The organism is Bacillus cereus group sp. N8, assembly GCF_016483685.1.
In the GTDB taxonomy this organism is placed as follows: Bacteria; Bacillota; Bacilli; order Bacillales; family Bacillaceae_G; genus Bacillus_A; species Bacillus_A proteolyticus.
Genome location: NZ_JAEHBK010000002.1, coordinates 346,229 through 370,843 on the forward strand (window position 1 = coordinate 346,229; position 24,615 = coordinate 370,843).

The window sequence follows — 24,615 nt, forward strand, 5'->3', positions numbered from 1 at the left end:
AACTCTATAACTTATCTTGGCTTTGTAGAAGCAAGTGCGCGTAATTGTTTCACCTCATGAGGTGTCAATTCTCTCGCATCACCAGGTCGCAGACTTCCTACTTCTAAGAAAGCATAACGTTCACGCTTTAATTTTACTACTTTACAGTCTAACGCTTCAAACATACGACGTACTTGACGGTTACGTCCTTCATGAATCGTTAATTGTACAATTGCCGTCTCTTTACGCTTGTCCCAAGAAGTAATTTTCACATTTGCTGGTGCTGTTTTCCCATCTTCTAACATAACGCCTCGTTCTAACATGCGAATTTTCTCACCTGTTAATGGTCCTTTAATTTTTGCAACATATGTTTTTTCAACTTTATATCTCGGGTGCATTAATACATTGGCGAAATCTCCATCGTTTGTCATCAATAATACGCCAGACGTATCATAATCTAAACGTCCGATTGGGAATAAACGTTGTCTGATTTCAGGGAAAAAGTCTGTTACAACACTTCTTCCTTTATCATCTGATACACTCGAAATTACACCAGTTGGTTTATATAGTAAAAAATAAACAGGTTCTTCTTTTTCAAGAGGGATGTTATTTACTTCTACTTTATCTTGAGGAGTTACTTTTGTTCCTAACTCCTTCACTATTTTCCCATTAACTTTCACTTTTCCTTGCTGAATTAATTCCTCAGCCTTTCTTCTCGATGCAATACCTGCTTGCGCAATCACTTTTTGTAATCGTTCCATTTCTTTTTTTCACCTCGAATTTATCTTACCTTACATTAGAAAGACTTGGCAACCGCATACGCTTTACGGCTATTCGCTCCTTCTCACTTAAACAACATAGCGATGATAATAAACATATAAAGGTCAAATCATGTTTTTACCCTTTATTATTGTCCACATTTTTCATATTTCTCACAATAAAAGTTCATCATTTTGTCAAAAATACCGCATAAAAAAACCACTATTAAACTACACGTTAATAGTGGTCGTATACGTATTATAAGCGAAATAGCGCAAAAAATGAATAGCATTACCGAAACAATAGAGAAACAAACACAATCGAGCAAATAATTCCGATCAAATCTGCAAAAAGCCCTACCTTTAATGCATCTCCCATTTTTCTAATACCAACAGCCCCAAAGTATACTGTTAAAATATAAAAGGTCGTATCTGTGCTACCTTGCATCGTTGAAGCTAATCTTCCAATAAACGAATCTGGCCCATATGTCGCAATTAAATCAGTCGTAATACTTAAACCAGCCGATCCGGAAATAGGACGTATAAGTGCTAGTGGAACAATTTCCGCTGGGACATGAATTAAGTCTAACATCGGCTTCATTACAGATATCATCGCATCTAACGCTCCAGACGCTCGAAAAATCGAAATGGATACAAGCATTCCCACCATAAACGGTAAAATGGAAACTGCAATTTGAATCCCTTCTTTTCCTCCCTCAACAAACGATTCATACGTCGGAACTTTTTTTATCGTGCCATATAAAAGGATAAAACCGATTACACAAGGGATGACCCATAATGAAATTGTATTTACAATACTCATTTTTTCCGCCCCTTTCTACTCCTTCTTCGGTAAAAATAGCGGTCAATCCAAATTGCTCCAATCATAGAGAGTACTTGTGCAATGAATGTTACCCCAACGATTTCGGTAGGATTTGCTGATTCATAAGTCATTCGAATCGAAATGACAGTAGTAGGGATTAAAGTAATCGCTGATGTATTTAATGCGAGAAACGTCACCATAGAGCGACTGGCCGAATCCTTCCCTCCATTTAACTCTTTCAATTGTTCCATCGCTTTAATACCAAGAGGGGTCGCTGCATTACCTAATCCAAAAAAGTTTGCCATCATATTCGATAAAATAAATCCCATTGACGGATGATCTTTCGGTATTTCTGGAAACAACCTTTTTATTATCGGCATAAAAAGTGTAACTAACTTTTTTAATAACCCTGCTTCCTCTGCAATTTTCATTAAACCAAGCCAAAATACTAAAACGCTAATAAGTCCTATACAAATTGTTACTGCATCTTTTGCCCCGTCAAATACAGCTTTAGTTACTTCTTCCATCGTTCCGTTTATCATGGCATATACAATCCCTATGATCGCCATCGCTGCCCAGACGAGATTAACCATCGTTCCCAACACCTATCATATAAGAAAAAATTTCTTGCACATTATTCCAATACATTCCCGTTGTAGCTATTAACTTCCGTTTACTATAAAATAAATTCCGTTCTCCAACTTTCTCATTGCCAACATAAACATCTGTCTTTCCAACTTTTACTCCATCCATAAGTTTTACACTTTTATCGAGTTCAACTTTTAATACCACGCTCTTTTTTTCCTCTTCAGTTAAAGGCACGAAAAAACTATTTTTCGTATAAACATGATTAGCATATTTCTTTTCATTTATTTCAGCGAGTGCTCCTTGTCCTAAAACTTTCGTTTGCTTGAAACGTTCAAAACCTTTGTCAAATAAATTCATATGATCATCCCAATCACTAGAAGCACTCAAAGTTACGACAATTAAATCTAGTCCATCTTTTGAAGCTGTCGTAACAAGTGTCCGTCCTGCTTTCTTCGTAAAACCTGTCTTTCCTCCTGTTGCAAATTCATAATAAGATGTCACAAGCTTATGTTTATTTTTCCACGGATAATCCCAAGAATCTGATTTATACGTTTTTGTTCCAAAAATTTTCTTAAAGGTCTCGTTCCCCATTGCATATTTCGTTAATAATGCCATATCATAAGCCGACGAATAATGCGATCCATCCCCATCCAAGCCATGCGGGTTTGAGAAGTGCGTATCTTTCATTCCGATTTCTTTCGCTTTTTCATTCATTAAATATACGAACCCTTCTATACTTCCTCCCACATTTTCAGCAATTACTTGTGCTGCATCATTACCTGATCTAAGCATTAATCCGTAGACTAAATCTTCTAACTTCACTTTTTGTCCAGGTTTTAAATAAATTGCTGATCCTTCTACTCGTACTGCTTCATTACTCACCGATACTAGTTCTTTCATTTTTCCTGATTCAGCAGCTAACAATGCTGTCATAATTTTTGTTATACTCGCAATTTTTTGTGGCTCATGTTCTAATTTCCCATAAAGTACACGACCAGATTGTTGCTCCATTAAAACTGCGTTACGAGCACTGACACCACCGTTCATTTTTGCATATGTAGGAATCGGCATAACGCTTGCATACATTATAATTAGCGTAATTATTATACAAATTCGTCTCATATTTCCCCCCCACGTCCTTTTGGCACTTTTTGTACAAGTGTATGCTTGGCCTTTTAAAATATGAACGAAATCTTCCTTCCACCTCCAATAAAAAAGACGCATGGGATATGCGTCTAATACGGCGTCCATTCAATTTGCTTTGCACTTTCAAATCTCTTTTCTACATCAGGCCAATTTACAACATTCCACCAATTTTTAATATATTCATCTTTTCGATTTTGATATTGTAAATAATACGCATGTTCCCATACATCAAGTACAAGGAGTGGTATCGTATCCCACTGTGTAAACAATTGATGAAGCGTGCTTTGCAAAATTTCTAACCTTCCTGAACGGGGTACCCATACAAGAATCGCCCATCCTGAACCTTCCACTTTAGAAGCTGCTTCTGTGAAATGCTTTTGAAAACGTAAAAAACTTCCGAAATCTTGCTCAATTTGTTGTGAAAAAGCCCCTCTCGGACTTCCACCACCATCTTTTTTCATGTTATTCCAAAATATCGTGTGTAAGTAATGACCTGATCCATGAAAAGCCGCTTCTCTTTCCCAATGCTTAATTAAATCAAATTGATTTGTTTTTCTCGCTTCTTCCATCATCTTCTCTGCTTTATTTAATCCTTCCACGTAACTACGATGATGTTTATCATGGTGTAACATCATAATTTCTCGTGAAATGTACGGTTCTAACGCACTATATGGATAAGGTAATGGTGGGAGTGTATGCCCCCCAATCGGAACAGCTCGTTCGCTATCCCCTCTTTCACATAGTTCATATTCCTCTCCTTCTTGCACAAATACTTCCTGTAAATGGTGTTGAATATGTTCTACATCATCACTTATTTCATACATAAACTCGGCATCTGTGTCGTATTCATGCTCTTTCATACGCTCTAATAGCGTTTGAATTTTATAAGCAAGCATATGGACATCATACACTTCCATTGCACGGCTATCTAATACTTGAAGAACACTTTCACACCAACTTTCTACTTCATGAAAGTAATCTGTAAATACACCTTGCTGACTCATGTCACACCTCCTTGATGCTATCCACTTTAACTATATTCAATTAAAATCCCTTATATAACTGGACAAAAGGAAAAGAAGCTAAGTGTCCTTAGCTTCTTTTCCTTAATCAATATTTGTGCAACATTTTTGTTTGATAATCTGTCTCATAATATTCTAGTTCTTCACGCATCAATTGAAATTTCCCTTCTAAATCCTTCATCATTCGTTCTATAGATCCAGGTGGTGTTTGCTGAAAAACAATAGAATTTTTCCCTGTATAAGCGGAACGACTATTTTCATACCAATGATCATTCTTTGGTGAAAAAAACTCTGCAATTACTTGATGATAAATCTTATATAAAACTTTTTCAGCTGCTGTCTTTCGAAATGGCTGGCTATTCAGCAAAACAAAACATGCATCAAGTCCTTCTTCACAAAAAACAAGAAGTCTCCTTATTGACCCTAATATCCCTTTATAATATTGCTCGTTTCCTGTTGGTGTTTCTTCCAATAAAGAAGGTAATGTATGATAATTTACATAATTAGTTATTAAGGAAATGACATCTTCTAAAAATATAGAAACTTGTTCTGTTTGATTTTCAACCATCAAATTAGACATGGCTTCTCTCTCCTTTGCCGTTTTACGCTATTTCCACTCTTTTATTTTTATGTAATTCAGCTAATATTTCTTGTACTTTCACCACTGTTCCTTCGTCAAAGTATCGTTGAAAGTCTGTTACTTCATTGAGATACAAGCGCTTCTGCGCGCGTAGCTCTTTATTGTTCACTAAACAAGCGATTGCTACAATATCTCGTAAATATACGTCTTGTTCTTCTACTTTATAAACTGGATTTCCTTCAAAAGGGGTAATTTCTTGTAAAATTTCTTCAAAATATCGAACATATAAGACAGAAAAGGTTTTCTCTTGATTATTTAATACATATGTCACTTCAGATCTATTAAAAAAATCTTCTGATGTATTCGGTTTTGCTTTTTCTAACTCATATCCTGCATAACCTATTATAACCATCTACTTCCCCTCTCTTCCTTCTTTCACCTTATTTTAACCCAATTTTCCGATAAACGAAATATTCTTTTAAATATAACCTATATAAAAAATAGCTTCCCTATACAGGAATTTACCTTTTTATTTTTCTTGAAGTTTGTCATAATAATATTATTGTCTCAGTTTTCTTACACAAGGAGAGTTGTATTTATGTCGTTTTCATGGAAACGTTTCTTACAAATCGGGAAAATACTCTTCCCATTTGTTGTCTTAACAATTGTTTTCTTTCAAGCTAAAAAAGAATTAGCAGGCATTTCTTTTTTAGAAGCGATTGAAACAATTAAAAACATTCCAACTGGTGGAGTATTTTTAGCGATTACACTCGGTGCATTTGCCGTTTCAACAATGTTCTTTTATGACTTTGTTATGCTTCGTTACTTAAAAGCCGATATACCTGTACAAAAGATTTTCCGCATCTCATGGATTGCAAACACTTTAAATGGATTTATCGGTTTTGGTGGTCTTGTTGGTGCCGGTGTACGTACAATGTTATATCGTCCGCATATAAAAGATAATGGAAAACTTATTAAAAGCATCGCTTGGATGACAACCGCGTTTATTAACGGATTAGCCATTCTTTCATTCCTCGGCCTTATTGGAATATTAGACACTAGTTTTATTCTGCATGAAAAACCGTGGTTATGGCCTGTTCTTATCTTCTTTGCTCTTTTCGTTCCTATATATATTGGATTTTCTAAAATTAAAAATAGAAAAACAAAACAGCTAGACGGACAAGAGGATGAAGAAGAAGAGAAAAATCCAACTGTTTTATATTCATTAGTTTCATTAGTTGAGTGGGTATCTGCTGGTATCGTTATGTACGTCATTTTAATATTGTTTGGAATTGATATTGAATTTCAAAAGTTTTTAGGTGTTTATGTAATTGCAGCTTTAGCTGGTGTCGTAAGTCTTGTCCCTGGTGGCCTTGGTTCATTTGATCTTGTTTTCTTAACTGGACTCGGACAATACGGCATTGATACAGGTGTATTACTACCTGCTATGTTATTATATCGCCTTGTCTATTACATCTTACCATTCTGCCTTGGTCTCATTTTTGCAGCCTTTGAAATGACAGGAGCAGCCATTAAAAAAATTGAAGATAAACCATTTATTGCACCTGCATTAGAAACAACTGGTGTAATTTGGACTTTACAACGTGATTTTTTAGGGAAATTAGGTTCATGGGCATCCGCCGCTTTAACAGTGTTCGCTGGCTTGATGGTTATTTTATCAACAATTTTACCAACTAGTATTAACCGAGCTCACGCCTTACATATTCTAGCTCCCAAGCACCTTATCCAATTTTCTTTTAGCTTATCATTAACATTCGGTATTCTCCTCCTGATTCTTTCGCGAGGAATATATTACGGAACAAAGCGTTCTTACTATATGACGATTGTTTCTTTAATTGGAGCAGCGATCTTTAATACCCTAAAAGGAATTGATATTGAAGAAACCTTTATTTTATTAATCGTACTTGCTGTGTTATATATGCTTCGTAAAAGATTTGTACGCGAGAAAATGGAAGTCTCTCTTTCTGATATCGTAAAAGTATTTATCTTCTTATTGCTTACGTTATATTTATATAAAAACTTAGGCATTTTATTTGCAGGCGCAAAAGAAGCATTCCAACCCGATTTTGTCGTTCGAAATATTACACAGGTTAAACGAAGTGCATTAGCAGCCGCTTTTTTCGTTCCTACTTTTTTACTTATCGGTTCACTAATTGCCAATCGTTACCGTAGTGAATTTCCCGGGCAACCAGCCAATGATAAAAGGTTAGAAAACTTCTTAGAGGAACATGGCGGGAATGTACTTAGTCATTTAGGTTTTTTAGGAGATAAACAGTTCTTCTTTAGTAGTGATGGAAAAGCACTTCTTCTCTTTTCAATTACTGGAAAACGTCTTGTTGTACTTGGTGATCCAATTGGTGATCCATCCTCCTACCGTACTGTGTTGCAAGAATTTTTAGCTGAAGCTGATCGATTTGGGTATATTTGCGTATTTTATCAAATTGAAAGTAAATGGATGAGCTTATACCACGATTTCGGCTATAACTTCTTTAAACTTGGCGAAGAGGCTGTCGTTGATTTAAATACGTTTACAATAACAGGGAAAAAACGTGCTGGTATGCGAGCTACTTTCAACCGTTTTGAACGAGAAGGTTATACATTCTCTATTCATGAGCCACCATTCTCAGACGAATTATACGAGGAATTAAAGAAAGTGTCTGATGCTTGGCTTGGCGGAAAAAAAGAAAAAGGATTTTCACTTGGGTACTTCGATCGTGAGTATATTAGCCGTGCCCCTATCGCTACTTTATCTGATGCAGAAGGAAAAATAATTGCCTTTACAACCTTTATGCCAGTATATCAAAGTGGCATATTATCTGTTGATTTAATGCGTTATTATCCAGACGCTCCTAGCGGCATCATGGATGCAATTTTTATCCACTTATTCCACTGGGCAAAAGAAAATGAGTACCATTCCTTTAATATTGGTATGGCACCACTCTCAAATGTCGGTTTATCAACGCAATCGTTCTGGTCTGAACGAGTTGCCGCTGCAATATTTAATAACGTTCGTTACACATATAGCTTCAGCGGTTTACGACATTTCAAAGAAAAATACAAACCTGCATGGAGTGGAAAATATTTAGCATTTCGAAAGAATCATTCTTTACCAATTACAATGCTCGCTGTAACAAAATTAATAGGAAAACGAAAAAACAGCTAAGTACTTAGCTGTTTTTTCGTTTTTGCACTTGTATACTAAACTCTTTTGTATACTTCTTACCATTTATATAGAAATCTCCCCATATTTTATATGTTCCTTCTTCAGGAAATGTAATTCTATATTGTAATTGTTCATCCATATCAACAGGAATCGCGTATAAAAAATGCTCCCTCGTCTCATCAACGATATAAAGAGCGTTGACTTCTCCTCTTCCTGAATTTAATTTCAGCTTTTCTCCCTTTTTCGCTTGAAACTGAAATGTTAATGTCGTTGCCTCATTCGGATGTAATGCACCAAATAAAAGAGACACTTGATGCTCTCCTATATTTTTTGTAAGTACAGTATCGACAGGTAGTTTCTTTTTATTCTTGTCCTTGTTTTTCTCCTTTTTTTCTTCACCAAAATCTTTCTTAGAAAATGATTCCACGGACTTGTTTTCATCTTCATACAAAAATATCGTGTACTCTTCACCTTTTGCTACATCTGAAGATAGCTTATACGATCCATTTCCAGCAAATATAGGCTTCGTTTGTTGTATGTTTTTCAAATTCCCATCCACTATCACCGCTCGAATTTGATCGTTCACACCACGAACTTCATTATTCATTTTATTTAGCAATTGAAACGAAATATCTGCTTTTTCATTTCCCTTTTTATTTTTCACATCCCATTTCACTTCTTGAACATCTCCGGTCGTTTCTACAGTTTCTTGATATTTTTTTATGTAAAATCCTCCTGCCACAATAAGTACTAGTGCAATAAGCCCAATGACAAGATTTTTCAAAATATCACCTACCATTTTTATTGTCTCTATTCATGCAAAACTTCTTATATATATTCTAGGTGATGATTCATGAAATCCTCCTATTTTGTACACATTACAAATATTAAAAAGGTTTTGATTGACAGGATTCGTAGTGTATAATGCAAATGATATTGATTTCTATCAATACATAATAAGGAGGACTTTTCATGAGTGTACATATCGAAGCAAAACAAGGCGAAATCGCTGAATCTATTCTATTACCTGGTGATCCATTACGTGCAAAATATATTGCTGAAACATTTTTAGAGGACGTTACTTGCTATAACAACGTACGTGGCATGTTAGGTTTCACTGGAACTTATAAAGGAAAGCGTGTATCTGTTCAAGGTACAGGTATGGGTGTTCCTTCTATTTCTATTTATGTAAACGAATTAATTCAAAGCTACGGCGTGAAAAATTTAATTCGTGTTGGAACATGTGGTGCAATTCAAAAAGATGTTAAGGTACGTGACGTTATTATTGCTATGACGGCTTGTACAGATTCTAATATGAACCGCTTAACATTCCCAGGTTTTGATTTTGCTCCTGCTGCAAACTTTGATCTTTTAAAGAAAGCTTACGATGCTGGAACAGAAAAAGGATTACACGTTCGTGTTGGTAACGTATTAACAGCAGATGTATTTTATCGTGAGAGCATGGACATGGTTAAAAAACTTGGAGATTACGGTGTATTAGCAGTAGAGATGGAGACGACTGCTCTTTACACATTAGCAGCTAAATATGGTGTAAATGCATTATCCGTATTAACAGTAAGCGACCACATCTTCACTGGTGAAGAAACAACATCTGAAGAGCGTCAAACTACATTTAACGAAATGATTGAAATCGCTTTAGATGCAGCAATTCAGCAATAGTACACTAAAGAACTCGTCATACGTCTGGCGAGTTCTTTTTTATGCTACAATACTTCGACAGTCACTGCATCTTCTCTTTATGTGACTTTCTATAAAAAACTACTTTAGAGAGAGACAGATTTCTCCCCTCTATTTTTTTGATAACCTTTGTTATAATTAAGAAATCATTTATATTACAGTATTTTTCATACGAGGTGAAACAGTGAAGAACAGAAGCATCGTCTTTAAACTATTTTTATTAACATCAACTTTATTTACAATCATATTTCTCCTTTTTTTCCTTGGACAATCTCTATTTTTAGAGAAGTTTTATATTAATAAGAAAGTAAAAACCGTTCAAACGGCTTTTGAAAAATTCGTAGATAATTACGAAAAAAGCGCTCAAGACTTTGAGGACACTAGAAAATTAAAACAAGAATTTCATGATAAAACAAATGCCGAAATCCAATTTTTAGATTCTAACGGAATTATTAAAAGTGAAAACAGTTTTTACATTGATGTGATTAACCCTAACAATAATAAAACCTATTCCATCCCCCTTAACAATCTTTTAACACCAGAAGAATATAATAAATTCGCAAACTTAGGATTAAAAAAAGATGGAATAATTTATGTAGACGGACTACTCCAACCGAATAATATGATAACACCTCTAGAATTAATAACTAATAATACTAGATGGGAAAATGAACAATTCAATTCAGATTTTCAATCTATTAGTGGTAATCCATCTAAAAATAAACTTAAAAATCGATATAATGATACTGGTTCTCCAATCGATTTTACTGGGGTAATATCTAAATTACAGCTTCCTTCCAAGACTGAGGTTCGTCTTGCAAAGGATTTTGAAACATTACAAGCTGTTCAATATTTTGCAAGAACTATTAGGCAAGGTGCTTCTAATTCAAATCAATTAAACACGTATATTTTAGATAGTGGGGAAAATATAAAAAACAGTGTCTTTGTAAAGCCTATTATGGAAAACGGAGAAATTAAGGAGTACGCTTTTGCGATAGCATCTTTACAACCCGTTAATGAAGCGATGCTCGTTTTAAAAGATTATTATGTCTATGCCTTAATTATCGTGTTTCTCGTTATTATTTTGTTATCCTTCTACTACTCAAAAATCATTGTTAAACCATTAATTAAGATAAATCGCGTTACAAAAAAAATGGCCAACTTTGATTTTAGCGAGAAGTTACCTGTTACAGCAGACGATGAAATTGGTGGGTTATCAGGTAGTATTAATACACTCTCTGTAAATTTAAAAGATCGAATCGACCGATTAAATGTTGCCAATACAAAATTACAACAAGATATTGAACGCGAACGTCAATTAGAAAAAACGAGAAAAGAATTCATTTCTGGTGTATCTCATGAATTAAAAACACCACTTAGTGTTATTCGTAGCTTCGCTGAAGGTATTCAAGATGGCGTAAGTAAAGATACGACATATTATACAAATGTTATTTTGGAAGAAACAGATAATATGAACAGGCTTATTGTTGAAATGTTAGAATTAGCAAAACTTGAATCTGGTACGTACAAACTAGAAATGTCGACATTCTCAATCGGTGAATTAATTCAACAAATCTATACAAAATTATTATTTAGCATGGAAGAAAAACATTTACAAGTGGACATACATGCTGACTCTTCTCTATTTGTTAAAGCAAATCGTAGCCGTATTGAGCAAGTAGTTGTAAACTTACTTAGCAATGCAATTCGATACACTCCAGATGGAGAAAGAATACACGTCTCTGTTGTAGAAACGGAAGATAATGTGAAAATTGAAATCGAAAACACAGGTAATCCTATTCCAGAAGAAAGCCTTGAAAAGATTTGGGATCGCTTCTACCGTTTAGACGCTTCTCGTAGCCGTCATACTGGAGGTACTGGTCTTGGGTTATCTATTGTGAAAAACATTTTAGATCTCCATCACGCCGAATACGGTGTGTATAATACTACTAATAGCGTTGTATTTTATTTTAATTTACAAAAAGTAAAAGAAGTCAAATAATTTGTCTTAATTTCACTAGGAGTTCACATGAAATTCACACTCTCCCTTTATAGTTAGAAACAAGTTAATCCTTTCCTTTACACACATAAAAGAGGAGAGTGCGTGAAATGAAACAAGCAGGACAACCTATTCAAAACGAAAAACAATTAGAAACTATCAAAAATATACTTTTACAATCTTCGAAACGTGATGGCTTATTATTCGTATTAGCTGTAAATTCTGGCTTAAAAGTAAGTGAAATTTTACAATTAAGAGTCAGTGATGTAATCGATGAAAATGAAAATGTTCGCCATTCCATTTTATTTTACAATGAAAAAGTAAAAAAACATAAATGGTTTGCTGTAAATGAAGACTTACAGCACGCAATCGAAGACTACATGAAAGAACGTAAAACTTGGAAACGCAATGAACCATTATTAAAGTCTCAAAAAGGGACAAAGTCTATTACGAGACAACATGCATGGTACATTTTAAACAAAGCTGCAAAAGAAGTTGGATTAGAAGGGATTAGCTCACATACACTTCGAAAAACTTGGGGCTATTGTGCATACAAATCAGGTGTTGATATCGCATTTTTACAACACTTCTTTGACCACAGTACTCCATCAAAAACTTTAAAGTATATCGGTATTGCTTAATAACTCTTATACATAAAAAAGGTTACCATTTATAAATCTGGTAACCTTTTTTATATTTCATATTCTCTTTCCTTGTCTCTCCTATACTGTAGTGGTACTCTAATAGTAAGGGGGAGAAATTATGAACACATTAACAATTGAATTACCGAAAGAAACGGCTGAAAAACTTGATTTATTAAAGAAATCTTATGAAAAGAAAACAGGTGCTACCATTTCTGAAAGCACTCTTGTTCAAACGCTTATCTCAAAGGAATTTATCCAAGCGATAACTCCTTTTGATTTACAACAATTCGTCAATGGAAAAGAACAGCAGTAATCGCTGTTCTTTTTTTATTTATTTTCAAAATATCAAAAGTTTTTTATTTATTTTCCGAAAAACTATTGACTATGATAATGATAACCATTATCATTTATTACGAAGCCAACAATTGATGAATCAACCAAACGCTCAGTAACATTGTTACCCCTCTTTTTCATATAGAAAAGCACTGTACATTCCCCCTGTTTGTGCAGTGCTTTTCTTGTTTGTATTTATTCAAATAAATTTAATTGCTCCGGTTTCGGTTCACCATATGTAATATTCAACATTTCCATCAATTGTTTTGCATTATCCGCGGCATCTCCACCTGAATTATTATTAAACAAAACAAATATATCCTTCGTCTTTTTTTTCAATCGCTCTAATCGTTCTACCCATTCCGCCAACTCTTTACTATTATAACGATATAAACAGCGAACCGCTCTCCAATTTTCTCCTTTATCCAGCCAACCATGAACATTTCGGCCATGAAAACGTATTAACGCCATGTCCGAGTTTGTTGCCTCTAATACAAGCGGTACTGATCCTATTCCTGCCTGAGGCTCATCACAAATTGTATGAATCCATTTTTCTTTTTCTAAAAACTGTAACGTCTTATCTCTCATTTCTGGATAAAACCATGTTTGATTTCGAAATTCTATTGCGCATGGTAAATCTTCCATTTTTTCTTTCGTGTATCGAAGTAAATCTACATTTTTCACTTTACAATCAAACCATGGTGGATATTGAAATAAAATCATTTTTAATTTATTCGCTTCTATTAAAGGAAGAATGGATTGTTTATACACATCAAACATCTCATCGAACGTAGAAAAAGGGATTTCCCCTTTCATATGTCCTGTCATTCCTTGATAGGCTTTTACTATAAAAGAAAAATCTTTCGGCGTTTCCATCGCCCATTTTGTATAATTCCGCGCAGGTTGTATCGCATAAAATGAACTATCTACTTCCACAATGGGAAAATGTTCACTATAAGTTCGCAATTTATTTCTATTTTCATAGGGATTTACATATAAAGAATCATGATCTCCCCATCCCGTTACTCCAATAAAAAGCAAACGAATTCCTCCCTTCTCAACTTCAGCCTACACTCATTCTATATTACTTCACAAAAATACCATCCGACCAATTTCACAAAGTAGCTCTTTCTTTAAGAGTATCTATATAAAAATATGATATACTAGATGGAAGAATTTTTAAATTGAGGGGTTATTTATTTATGCTTCAAGACGATATTATTTTATCTCATGAAAATCGAATAAAAGAGTTAGAAAATAAAGTGCGGTTATATGAAGAGCTTGTAAATCAATTACCACATCATTTCACATATAAAAATCCACATATTGGTTTGCAAATAAAAAAAACGAGAACATCTCATTCTATTCAACCCATACAACAAAAAGATAAAGAGCCTACCTTTCAGCTTACTTGCGATTCACTATTTTTATTTGAACAACTCGAAAAATATTTTGTTCATATTTTCGATGCATTTTCGCATCACGTCACTTTTATTGATAATAAAGGTAACATTACATTATGTAATCAAGCTGCTGCAGATGATTTTGGTGTCATACGAAATTCTATAATTGGGAAACCAATTCAACAGTTATTAAACTTACCTGAAGAACAAATTAAAGCTATTGAAACGTTAAAAACGGGAACCGAAATATATAATGAAGAAGTATTGGACAAAAACTACGGCATCGTAAACAACCGCATTATTCGTGATTATAATGGAGAGATTTTCCAAGTTATTAGTGTATTTCATTATTTAAATACAGAACGTGATGCCGAAAAGTTTTCTCTAGCTGGTCGAATTGCTGCTGGGATTGCACATGAAGTACGAAATCCTCTTACAACGGTACGTGGATACTTGCAATTTCTACAAGATAGCGTTTCTCCATCCAATAAAGAATTGTTTAAAAGTCTACTCATTCCTGAACTAGATCGTGCAAATAGTATTATCACAAAATTTTTAGCCATTTCAAAAACGCGTGAATTTACTAGAGAACCTTTTCCGATCAATACGTTTTTACGCGAATATATTCAACAACTACTTGCTAGTGAAGTTTTTTTGCACAACATTTCTATTGACTATGATTTTTCTACTGAATTAGATGGTGTACTCGTCAATATTGATCGCCATGAACTCGTGCAAGTTTTTTTAAATTTATTTCAAAATGCTATCGATGCTCGAGGCGAAAGACCTCTTTCCATTCAAATCTCTAGTTATCGCCTAGATAACTTTGTTCGGATTACTTTCACAGATAACGGAACTGGGGTTCCTCCAGCTATTCAAGAATATATCTTTGATCCATTCTTCTCAACAAAAGATTCAGGAACAGGACTGGGCTTGTCAGTAACGAAGAAAATTATTCAAAATCATAACGGTACATTAAAAATGTCTAGTAATCAAAACGGTACAACTTTCACTATTTCTATTCCAATTTTACCTAAAGCGAACTATGAACGAATTAATCATTAAAAAGGTTGTGCTGTTCCACGAACTGCACGCAAATTGTTAGATATTATTTAACAATTTGCGTGCAGTTTTTTTATTCTAGCCTATTCTTTTTTAACTCATATAAATCTTTCTCTATCTCTTCATTGTTCTTTGTTTTCACAATATAGGTAAACTTCTTATTTTTTTGAAATAGTAGTTTGTCCCTCACGAATTCAGTTTAGTTTTCATTTTATTATATAGTAACGACTATTTATTCTATAAAAGAAAGGGAAAGTATTTTATGGTAATGATTGTTGCGAAGTAAGAGCTTGCAGTTATATTAACATCTCTAAGGCAGAACTAAAAGAGTATGCTAGACTTCTTCAAGCTCTTGGTCATAGTATTCAAGCTGTATTTCAAAATCCTTCTCAAGAAAACATCGATAAACTAATTGCTCTCCTGAATAATCTTCAAAAATTCCTCAGTTGCTTAGATTTATCACCTGCACAAGAAAAAATTGGTAGTTCTATTATTGCTAACTTATTAACTATCCTAAAGTCCTCACCTTTCTCATGCGGAGCATTGTACGTTGAGCTACAAAGTTTGCTTAATTATTTATTGTATATTACTAAGTTATTCAAAATCGATTGCTGTACTATCGATAAACTAGTTAAGCTTATTACAGAAATTCAAGCTATCCTAGTTCAATATGGATCAGGTTGCCTTGGTGGAGGAACAATAGGACCTACTGGACCTACTGGACCTCAAGGACCTGCTGGTGCTACTGGCGCTCAAGGTGCTCAAGGACCTGCTGGTGCTACCGGTGCTACTGGACCGGCGGGCACACCAATCCCTGTAACTATAGCAGCAATAGGAAACTCCAATGCACAAACTATATCTCCTGGAACAAACATCCAATTCAATCAAGTTTTTGAAATAAATAATATAACTTTTAACGACACTTCAGATACTTTAACTATTCTAGAAACAGGAGTATACGATATTAGTTTCTCAGCATCTACAACCTTCCCGGGTTCTTCACCATTCGGGTTCGGTATTTCATTCAACGGTCAACCACCTACTCGCAATTTTTCAACTAACGTTATCGGTAGTGCTGTTTCTTTCTCTGCAATCGTTACTTTACAAGCTGGTACAACAATCGCTGTACAACCTACAGCTAATACTATTTCTATTCCTAACACTGGTGACACAACAGCTACACTATCAGTCTTCCGAATTTACTAACTTTTAGTTTTTATCTTATTTTTGAAAGACCAAGAATATTTGGTTTATAGTAATTTGTATTATTTTGATTGTATGTTAAATCTCTCTTTTAATAAAAAGGAGTACTTATTTTGGAGGATAAGTACTCCTTCTTTACGTTTCTTTACTTCAAATTTACTTTAGCTTAATTCTCTTTTTGTATGATAAATAGTGAAGACAAAGACATGAAAGAGGGATGATAATGAGAATTATATCACTGACACGTTTTTGGTTTGTTCTTATGGTATGCATAATTTTATGTATAGGATTTCTTTTAACTCTAAAATATTCAAACATTTCAAAAGCAGAAAGAAAAACAGTTCCATACGAACTTCTGTATACAAAACAAAACGACATCCCGTATTCCTCTTCCACACAAAATGAAAAAAAGGTTATAAAAGGAATGCTTATTACAGAAGCTTCTAGTTACGAAGCGCTACTTCAAATTGCTGAAACGATTAAAGATCAATATACAAATAAAGAAATTGATGAAATCACACTTTCTATTCACAATAAAAATAATGGTAATTATGAAGAAGAATTACCTTACGAACCTATTAGTAAAGGTACCGTAATCGTCACATACGATTCTCAATCCTTTGGCAGTACGAATATTATACTTAACGAGTAATATCATTTATCCCAATTGATATGTACTAATAACTAGTAAAGGTATGCAAAGATTTCCACCGATTAAAGTTTCACTTTATTTTCCATACGAAAAAGAGGCGAATTTCGTTATTCGCCTCTTTCTTTTACCAAAATGATGGAATCCACTCTTTCACTTTGTCAAACCACTCTTGTTGCTCTTTTTTTCTTTGTTGTTCCTCTTCTTTTCGTTTTTCCTCTTCTTCTTTCCTTCGTTTTTCTTCCTCAATCATTTTTAATTGCTTTGTATAATCCGCCTCAGGTATTAGTGATAACTGAAATGCCTTTTGAGCTGGATTTCCATTCGCTTTCTTCATAATGTCCCGGAACATTGTCGTTGTAATCTGGCTGCCTCCTGGCACATAATGCTCACTATCTGTTTTATCATACCCTACCCAAATCGCACCTACTAAATCCGGTGTGTATCCAACAAACCACGAATCCTTCGCACCAGTGCTTGGTCCATTTACAAGCTGGGTAGTCCCCGTTTTGCCTGCGGTATCGATATTATTAACTTTCGCTTTTTCACCCGTTCCCCTTTCAATAACACCTTTTAATAAGTATGTCATCTTTTGGGCAACTTTCTCGTTCGTCACACGAGTTTCTTTCTTATACCATTTTCCAATTGTTTCCCCTTCAGCATTTTGGATTTCTCTAATAGCATGAGCTTCTACTTGGACACCATCATTTGCCAATGTGCTATACGCTTGAGCCATTACAAATGGAGAAGTCCCTACATGCATACCTCCTAAAGCAATCGGATACGTACGATCTTCAGGCTCTAATGGAATACCAAACCGCTCTAAAGATTTCAATCCTTTATCTAATCCAATTTGCTCTAATAGCCAAACTGCTGAAACATTATATGACTTTGCCACTGCTTCATACATTGTCACATTGCCATGGAACGTATGATCACTATTTTGTGGTGCATATTCTTTAATATTAAATGGTTCATCTTTTAAAACATCGTATACTTCATATCCTTGCTCTAACGCTGGTACATACACTGCAAGAGGCTTTAACGTTGAACCGGGCTGCCTTTTTAATTGTGTCGCATGATTAAACTGTAAAAATTGATATGGACCTCTACCTCCAACTAAAGCTGGAACACCGCCAGTTTTGGGATTCATAAGGACCACTCCAGTTTGCATAAGCTGATCTGAACCACTATCTTTAAAATAACTATCATTATTCACAACATCTTCAACCGCTTGTTGTTTTTTCGGGTCAAGTTCCGTATAAATACGATAACCACCTGCTAAAATTTCATTTTGTGTTAATTCATACTTGTCCATCGCTTCTCTAACAATATAATCTACGTATTGAGAGTATTTTCCCTTATATTTATCGTCAACACCACGTCGTAATACAAGACCTGATTCTTTCTCCTGATTATATTGTTCTTCAGAAATATATCCTTGTTCCTTCATTAAACTTAATACGACATTACGTCTTTCAATGGATTTATTAAAGTTTTTATACGGCGAATACGCAGATGGCGCTTTAATTAATCCTGCAATCGTTGCAGCTTCTGAAATTGTTAAGTCTTTTACATCTTTATCAAAATAAGATTTGGCTGCTCTTTTTATCCCCCAAGCACCTTCACCAAAATAAATTTGATTCATATACATTTCTATAATTTCATCTTTTGAATAAGTACGCTCTATTTTTTTTGTTAAAAAATATTCCTTTATTTTACGTGAGTATGTGCGATCTTGTGTTAAAAATACATTTTTTGCAAGTTGTTGTGTAATTGTACTACCACCAGCCACAACTTCACCAGCTGTAATGTTCTTAAATACAGCGCTTATGATTCCACTATAGTAAATGCCATGATGACTAAAAAATTCCTTATCTTCTACTGCAACAATTGCTTGAACCATAATATCAGGAATATCTTTCCTTTTGACCCCTTCTGTTTTAGAAGAAGCTAATTTAGTCGCAACTTCATTATTTGCATCATAAATTAAAGTCGGTTGTGGTACAGCTTGTTTTAATTCAGATATATCTTGAATGGAAATTATTATATTTACAGCAATAAATAGAGTAACGAGCAAACTTCCCAATACAATTAATGAATTGCGTAGTTTTTTCCTCTGATTGAACCACTCAAGCGTTTTTTTTAAGTGAGTGTTCTTCAATTTCATTCGTTCACTTCCTTCGTTTGTTTACACGCTTCTTTTTAAAAGGAAGAATATACCTCCTTTTAAATTTATTATAATAACGTAGTCTTTCCTATAGTGTAAAGCTTTTCTTTCACATTCATACTTTTTACAAGAAAAGGACATTCTACAAGTAAGATATTCACCATTAGTATTAATATTATTAATGCAACAATGTGAGTTATGTTAAGTTTTTGTAAACTTTTCGATAAAATGTTTTAAAAAACGACAGTTTTTTGTTAGAATTGACTAGCCAATATATTTTACATATATTACTTTTGTGGGGGTAACTAATAATGGTCTTTAAATCAAAAAAAGATAAATTTTCTGAAATGCTAATGAATGTTTCCGAAAATTTAAAAGAAGGCGCGCAGTTTTTCGTGGAGTATAAAATTAAAAATGCTAGCGATTTAAAAGAGTTTTCTATGCGCATGAAAGAGTATGAGTCAAAAGGTGACTCATTTATTCACGAAATCATTATGGAGCTAAACAAAGCGTTTATTACTCCTATTGAACGTGAAGACATCCTACAGCTTGCAATGAGTATGGATGATGTATTAGACGGATTAGATCATAGTGCTGGTCTATTCGAAATGTATTCTATTACAGAAGCTGATGAATACATGATTAAATTCGTAGAAGCAATTAATCAATGTGCGATTGAAATTGCAAACTCTGTTGAATTACTGTCTAAAAAGAAATTAGTCGATATTCGTACAAATGCGATTAAGATTAAGGATTACGAATCACAATGTGATGATATTCGCCGTCATGCGATTAAGCACTTATTCTCTCGTGAGAAAGATCCGATTAAAATTATTCAATTTAAAGAGATTTACGAAGAGCTTGAAGAAGTAGCTGATAGCTGTCAAAGCGTTGCAAACGTATTAGAAACAATCATTATGAAGAACGCGTAAGGAGTTTGATCATGGATACACTCTTGATACTGACCGTTTTAGTAGTCATTTGCGCTTTAGCTTTTGACTTTATCAATGGATTTCACGATACAGCAAACGCTATTGCAACGGCTGTTTCAACGAAAGCTCTAAAGCCTAGACATGCAATTATTATGGCAGCTCTTATGAACTTTTTAGGTGCGATGACATTTACAGGTGTAGCAAAAACTATTACAAAAGATATCGTTGACCCATTTGCTTTACCTAATGGTTCTCTTGTAATTTTAGCTGCTTTGCTTGCGGCAATAGCTTGGAATTTAATCACTTGGTACTATGGTATTCCAAGTAGTTCTTCGCATGCAATCATTGGCGCAATCGCTGGTGCAGCAATTGCTGCTGCTGGTGTTAACGCATTAAACTATAAAGGGTTTATAAAAATTCTTGAAGCTTTAATCATTTCACCGATTATCGCTTTTGTTATTGGTTATATCGTATATAGTATTTTTAAAGTCGTCTTTAAAAACTTTAACTTAACGAAAACGAACAAAAACTTCCGTATATTCCAGATCTTCACTGCAGCATTACAGGCTTTTACACACGGTACGAATGATGCACAAAAAGCAATGGGAATCATTACGATGGCTCTTATGGCCAATAACTATCATACTTCTGACGACATCCCTTTCTGGGTACAATTAGCTTGTGCAACTGCAATGGGGCTTGGTACTTCTGTCGGTGGGTGGAAAATTATTAAAACTGTCGGTGGACAAATTATGAAAATTCGTCCTGTAAATGGTGTAGCTGCCGATTTATCATCATCACTTGTTATTTTCGGTGCAACATTCATTCACTTACCGGTTAGTACAACGCACGTTATCTCTTCTTCTATTTTAGGAGTTGGTGCTTCACATCGTGTGAAAGGTGTAAAATGGGGAACTGCAAAACGCATGTTAATTACATGGGTAATTACACTTCCTATTTCAGCTTCTTTAGCTGCGTTATTTTACTACTTATTACACTTAATCTTTTAATCAAAAGTCGTCTTCCTTATTTTTCTAGGAAGACGACTTTTTTGTGAACAAGTCTATTTCTTATTAAAAAGCGTGTATAATGATTGTTGGATAAGTTATATAGAGGAGTTGGCAATTTTGGAATACATCATGTTACTTTTCATCGGATTAATCGCCGGGACAGTCGGGAGCCTAGTAGGGCTTGGGGGCGGAATTATTATCGTTCCGTTATTAATTGGATTACACAGTTTATCACCACAACTCGCAGTAGGAACTTCTATGGTAACAGTCGTTTTTACAGGGCTGTCTTCTACCCTTACATACATGAAACATAAACGGGTAGATTATAAAAGTGGACTTATTTTATTTATCGGGAGTGGCCCTGGTGGTATTATCGGGTCATGGGCAAACAAATTTTTAAACCAAGATACATTTTCTTTATACTTTGGGATTTTTCTTATATTCGTCTCCATTCTTCTTATGTTACGGGACAAATTGAAACCTCTTTCCCTATCAAATATGACTGTAATTAAACGATCTTTTACAGATAAAGAAGGAAATACTGTAGACTATCAATTCCCACCATTTCTCGCTATCTTTATCGCCTTTATAGTTGGATTTATATCCGGATTATTCGGAATCGGTGGTGGCGCCTTACTTGTGCCAGCGATGATGCTCCTTTTTGCGTTCCCAGCACACATTGCTGTAGCAACTTCGATGTTTATCGTATTTTTATCAGCAATTGTAAGTTCTGCAACTCACATCTCCCTTGGAAATGTTAGCTGGATCTATGCATTAATTTTGATTCCTGGTGCATGGATTGGCGGAAAAATCGGGGCTTATATTAACACAAAATTAAGCGGTAATGCCGTAATTAATTTATTACGTATCACATTAATTATTCTTGGAACTAGATTAATCATTACTTCATTTTTATAACGCGTTCTTTCTAGAATGCGTTTTTTCTTATACACATGAATATAAAAAGGCTCCTAGGAGAACAAATAAAACTAAACAAACACTTAATAGCATAAAATTTGAAATATGTACTTTCTTCAAGTTGATCACTCCTATAGCTACGACTGTTATCTTTATGATAGCGAAAAAACAGGTCTCATGCAGTTACAAAGTGCTAACAATGCAAAATCATTTATTACAAATTTTATCCTTATATTTCATTTCTTTGTATAATCTATCGATTCAATAAAAAAAGATGTCATATTGACATCTTTTTAGTGAAGAAGTGACCATCCCATAAAGTCTTCATGTACTTGGCACGCCCTCTTATCATTTCGATCATATAATTCAGCATAACTATCTGTTTCTTCATCATAAGCCATCGTATAAATAATTTGGCCGTCTATTTCAACGGATAAAACGACTCCACCTTTCATCTCTTCTACATGAATGATAGCATTCGCCGGAATTCTCATATCCGTCATCTTCATCGCATCTAACAATATACTAAACCCCCTACAGCGTATTCATTGCTAGTACTATTACACACTAAATAGTATACTACTGTAATAGCATACATTTCGTCAATGAAATTGCTGTTTAAAAAGCATATTGTCTTGATACATATACGCTAAAATATAAGAAATAGAAATGTTTTAATGGGGGGCTAACATTGATTCTACATAAGGGAGATGTATTATTCCGTCAAGGTGAGGACGGTCCATTATATTTTATAAAAACAGGTTTATTAAAAGTTATTCGGTTAGAAGCAGACGGAACACCATTTTTATTTAATATTATCGTTCCTGGTGAAACGATACCTCACCATTCTTTAATTTCACCGAAGGAATATCACGGTACAGCTATCGCTTTAATGAAAACAGAAGTTGAGCCTATAATTAGCAATGAATGGTACAATCAACTTCAGGAAAATCCTGCATCGTATGAAAATATCGCTACGCAATTACAATCGAAATTAAGAATGATGCAACAGCGTATCGATCAATTGACAACTGTCTCTCCTAAAGAGCGCCTTCATCGTTTACAAGAGTGGTTCACCTTATATTTAGGTGACATTCCTATTTATGAAATATTAACACAAACTGAAATTGGTCAACTCATAGGTGTACGCCGCGAAACAGTAAATCGCTTATTAAGAGAACAAGCAAAAAACGAGGTAAAATAATACCTCGTTTTTTGCTTAGCAACGTTAATCTATTGTAAGCTTGCTGCGGGACCGAAAAATTCATAATGAATGTTCTCTTGTTTAACACCCAAATCAATTAATGCAGCATTTATATGCTTCATAAATGGTACTGGGCCACAGAAATAAAATTCTGCTTCAATTGTTGGAATAATAGTTTGTAACCATCCACGTTCAATGAATCCTTCTTTGTCAAAATTCTTCATTTCCACATCTTGCTCTGTCGGTGAAGAATAGCAAGTATATGCTTTCACTTGTTCATACTCTTTTTCTACTGTCTCAACATGCTCTTTCATCGCATGTGTATTACTATTTATCGCCGCATGAACAAAGCATACATTACGCTTTGATTCTTGTTCGATTAGCGTATTTAACATACTCATCATCGGTGTAATACCTACTCCACCACTAATTAATACAACAGGTAATGTTGACTCCATATTTAACACGAAATCTCCCGCTGGTGCACTTACTGGTAAGACATCTCCTTCTCCTACATGATCATGTAAGTAATTAGATACTTTACCATCTGGTGTATCTACACCTTTTTCTTTCTTTACACTAATGCGATAGTATTCTTTTCCAGGAGCATCAGATAGGCTATATTGACGATTATGCGTATATGTTTCACCTTCAATATTTATTTGAATCGTTACATATTGCCCTGGGATGAATGATGAAACTTTCCCGCCATCTTCAGGTTTTAAATAAAATGATGTAATAACGTCACTTTCCTTCACCTTTTTAACAATCACAAAGTTGCGGAAATCTTTCCATCCACCTTCTTTATGTGCAGCTTCTTCATACATATCCGCTTCAATGCTAATGAATGCATCAGCAATGACGCCATACGCTTCTCCCCATGCATTTAAAACTTCGTCTGGTGCGCCTGCGACCTCTTTAATCGCTCGTAGTAAGCATGTACCTACTATTGGATAATGCTCTGCTTTAATACCTAAACTTCTATGCTTATGACCTATTTGTTTTACAACTGGAATAATAGCCTCTAAATTATCAATGTACATTGCAGCTGCATAAACCGCATTTGCTAATGCTTGTTGTTGTCTTCCCTTTTTCTGATTCGTATGGTTGAAAATATTCAATAACTCCGGATGTTCCGAAAATAAAATTTGATAAAATCTCGTTGTAATTTCAACGCCTTTTTCCTGTAATAACGGTACTGTTGATTTTACGATTTCAATTGTTTTTGCACTTAACATTGTATCCCACTCCTCTATTTCTTTAACTGATTTTAGTTTAACTGAATTGTATAATACATATTGTGATTTTAA

Annotated in this window: 23 protein-coding genes and 1 pseudogene; 12 read left to right on the plus strand and 12 right to left on the minus strand. The window is 34.5% G+C overall.

The window, feature by feature from the left end:
- Window positions 1–11 precede the first annotated feature (11 nt).
- The 7 genes from rluB to JDS80_RS05900 all read right to left on the minus strand — a co-directional run bounded on the left by rluB (window position 12) and on the right by JDS80_RS05900 (window position 5,308).
- Window positions 12–740: a 23S rRNA pseudouridine(2605) synthase RluB gene (rluB, locus tag JDS80_RS05870; RefSeq protein ID WP_199637434.1), complete on the minus strand. Its 729-nt coding sequence runs from the start codon at window positions 738–740 to the stop codon at window positions 12–14.
- Between the two features lie 289 nt (window positions 741–1,029).
- Window positions 1,030–1,560: a spore maturation protein SpmB gene (spmB, locus tag JDS80_RS05875; RefSeq protein ID WP_002201161.1), complete on the minus strand. Its 531-nt coding sequence runs from the start codon at window positions 1,558–1,560 to the stop codon at window positions 1,030–1,032.
- On the minus strand, window positions 1,557–2,153 hold the full coding sequence (gene spmA / locus JDS80_RS05880; protein WP_199637435.1) for a nucleoside recognition domain-containing protein: 597 nt from the start codon (window positions 2,151–2,153) through the stop codon (window positions 1,557–1,559). The genes spmB and spmA overlap by 4 nt, the downstream gene beginning before the upstream one ends.
- Entirely contained in the window at window positions 2,146–3,270 is a 1,125-nt protein-coding gene (gene dacB / locus JDS80_RS05885) for a D-alanyl-D-alanine carboxypeptidase DacB (RefSeq protein ID WP_071744874.1), read from the minus strand. Before dacB ends, spmA begins: the two co-directional genes overlap by 8 nt.
- A 113-nt stretch (window positions 3,271–3,383) precedes the next feature.
- A complete protein-coding gene (locus JDS80_RS05890) occupies window positions 3,384–4,298 on the minus strand; it encodes a superoxide dismutase (RefSeq protein WP_199637436.1) in 915 nt (304 codons plus the stop codon).
- 106 nt (window positions 4,299–4,404) lie between these two features.
- Complete coding sequence (locus JDS80_RS05895; RefSeq protein ID WP_000067564.1) at window positions 4,405–4,896, minus strand: YpuI family protein; 492 nt, start codon at window positions 4,894–4,896, stop codon at window positions 4,405–4,407.
- 22 nt (window positions 4,897–4,918) lie between these two features.
- The gene (locus tag JDS80_RS05900; protein WP_071744871.1) at window positions 4,919–5,308 is read right to left on the minus strand and encodes a hypothetical protein; all 390 of its coding nucleotides are present in this window, start codon (window positions 5,306–5,308) and stop codon (window positions 4,919–4,921) included.
- A 186-nt stretch (window positions 5,309–5,494) separates the two neighbouring features.
- On the opposite strand from JDS80_RS05900, the gene mprF reads away from it, so the two are divergent.
- On the plus strand, window positions 5,495–8,080 hold the full coding sequence (gene mprF, locus JDS80_RS05905) for a bifunctional lysylphosphatidylglycerol flippase/synthetase MprF (protein WP_199637437.1): 2,586 nt from the start codon (window positions 5,495–5,497) through the stop codon (window positions 8,078–8,080).
- A gap of 4 nt (window positions 8,081–8,084) precedes the next feature.
- Here mprF and JDS80_RS05910 read toward each other — a convergent pair whose 3' ends face one another.
- Window positions 8,085–8,879 carry a hypothetical protein gene (locus JDS80_RS05910; RefSeq protein ID WP_071744869.1) on the minus strand — a complete coding sequence of 265 codons (795 nt, stop codon included), beginning with the start codon at window positions 8,877–8,879 and terminating at the stop codon, window positions 8,085–8,087.
- Between the two features lie 173 nt (window positions 8,880–9,052).
- On the opposite strand from JDS80_RS05910, the gene deoD reads away from it, so the two are divergent.
- The 4 genes from deoD to JDS80_RS05930 all read left to right on the plus strand — a co-directional run bounded on the left by deoD (window position 9,053) and on the right by JDS80_RS05930 (window position 12,734).
- Entirely contained in the window at window positions 9,053–9,760 is a 708-nt protein-coding gene (gene deoD, locus JDS80_RS05915; protein ID WP_000110707.1) for a purine-nucleoside phosphorylase, read from the plus strand.
- Between the two features lie 202 nt (window positions 9,761–9,962).
- The gene (locus JDS80_RS05920; RefSeq protein ID WP_071770162.1) at window positions 9,963–11,780 is read left to right on the plus strand and encodes a sensor histidine kinase; all 1,818 of its coding nucleotides are present in this window, start codon (window positions 9,963–9,965) and stop codon (window positions 11,778–11,780) included.
- Window positions 11,781–11,887: 107 nt separating this feature from the next.
- Window positions 11,888–12,418, plus strand: coding sequence for a tyrosine-type recombinase/integrase (locus tag JDS80_RS05925; RefSeq protein ID WP_071744867.1), 531 nt, complete (start codon window positions 11,888–11,890; stop codon window positions 12,416–12,418).
- A 121-nt stretch (window positions 12,419–12,539) separates the two neighbouring features.
- Entirely contained in the window at window positions 12,540–12,734 is a 195-nt protein-coding gene (locus JDS80_RS05930; RefSeq protein WP_002149425.1) for a DUF3924 family protein, read from the plus strand.
- A 215-nt stretch (window positions 12,735–12,949) separates the two neighbouring features.
- Here the strand turns inward: JDS80_RS05930 and JDS80_RS05935 are convergent, their stop codons facing one another.
- Entirely contained in the window at window positions 12,950–13,795 is an 846-nt protein-coding gene (locus tag JDS80_RS05935) for a DUF72 domain-containing protein (RefSeq protein ID WP_071770163.1), read from the minus strand.
- Window positions 13,796–13,956: 161 nt separating this feature from the next.
- On the opposite strand from JDS80_RS05935, the gene JDS80_RS05940 reads away from it, so the two are divergent.
- The 3 genes and pseudogenes from JDS80_RS05940 (at window position 13,957) to JDS80_RS05950 (ending at window position 17,074) form a co-directional block, all read left to right on the plus strand.
- A complete protein-coding gene (locus JDS80_RS05940; RefSeq protein ID WP_199637438.1) occupies window positions 13,957–15,222 on the plus strand; it encodes a PAS domain-containing sensor histidine kinase in 1,266 nt (421 codons plus the stop codon).
- A gap of 243 nt (window positions 15,223–15,465) precedes the next feature.
- Window positions 15,466–16,425 (plus strand): annotated as a pseudogene (locus JDS80_RS05945) (Gly-Xaa-Xaa repeat protein); the annotation flags it as partial.
- Window positions 16,426–16,645: 220 nt separating this feature from the next.
- Window positions 16,646–17,074, plus strand: coding sequence for a hypothetical protein (locus JDS80_RS05950; protein WP_001220309.1), 429 nt, complete (start codon window positions 16,646–16,648; stop codon window positions 17,072–17,074).
- Window positions 17,075–17,198: 124 nt separating this feature from the next.
- Here the strand turns inward: JDS80_RS05950 and JDS80_RS05955 are convergent, their stop codons facing one another.
- A complete protein-coding gene (locus JDS80_RS05955) occupies window positions 17,199–19,241 on the minus strand; it encodes a transglycosylase domain-containing protein (RefSeq protein ID WP_071744863.1) in 2,043 nt (680 codons plus the stop codon).
- 311 nt (window positions 19,242–19,552) lie between these two features.
- Here JDS80_RS05955 and JDS80_RS05960 point away from each other — a divergent pair, with 311 nt between their 5' ends.
- From JDS80_RS05960 to JDS80_RS05970, 3 genes are all read left to right on the plus strand, one after another.
- Complete coding sequence (locus JDS80_RS05960) at window positions 19,553–20,173, plus strand: DUF47 domain-containing protein (protein WP_000231445.1); 621 nt, start codon at window positions 19,553–19,555, stop codon at window positions 20,171–20,173.
- A gap of 11 nt (window positions 20,174–20,184) precedes the next feature.
- On the plus strand, window positions 20,185–21,183 hold the full coding sequence (locus JDS80_RS05965) for an inorganic phosphate transporter (RefSeq protein WP_071744862.1): 999 nt from the start codon (window positions 20,185–20,187) through the stop codon (window positions 21,181–21,183).
- Between the two features lie 117 nt (window positions 21,184–21,300).
- Window positions 21,301–22,101, plus strand: coding sequence for a sulfite exporter TauE/SafE family protein (locus tag JDS80_RS05970; protein WP_071744861.1), 801 nt, complete (start codon window positions 21,301–21,303; stop codon window positions 22,099–22,101).
- A 293-nt stretch (window positions 22,102–22,394) separates the two neighbouring features.
- Here the strand turns inward: JDS80_RS05970 and JDS80_RS05975 are convergent, their stop codons facing one another.
- Window positions 22,395–22,622: a hypothetical protein gene (locus JDS80_RS05975; protein ID WP_000883004.1), complete on the minus strand. Its 228-nt coding sequence runs from the start codon at window positions 22,620–22,622 to the stop codon at window positions 22,395–22,397.
- A 170-nt stretch (window positions 22,623–22,792) separates the two neighbouring features.
- Here JDS80_RS05975 and JDS80_RS05980 point away from each other — a divergent pair, with 170 nt between their 5' ends.
- Window positions 22,793–23,305: a Crp/Fnr family transcriptional regulator gene (locus JDS80_RS05980; protein WP_199637439.1), complete on the plus strand. Its 513-nt coding sequence runs from the start codon at window positions 22,793–22,795 to the stop codon at window positions 23,303–23,305.
- 29 nt (window positions 23,306–23,334) lie between these two features.
- Here the strand turns inward: JDS80_RS05980 and hmpA are convergent, their stop codons facing one another.
- Window positions 23,335–24,543, minus strand: coding sequence for an NO-inducible flavohemoprotein (hmpA, locus tag JDS80_RS05985; RefSeq protein ID WP_071744858.1), 1,209 nt, complete (start codon window positions 24,541–24,543; stop codon window positions 23,335–23,337).
- Window positions 24,544–24,615: the final 72 nt, after the last annotated feature.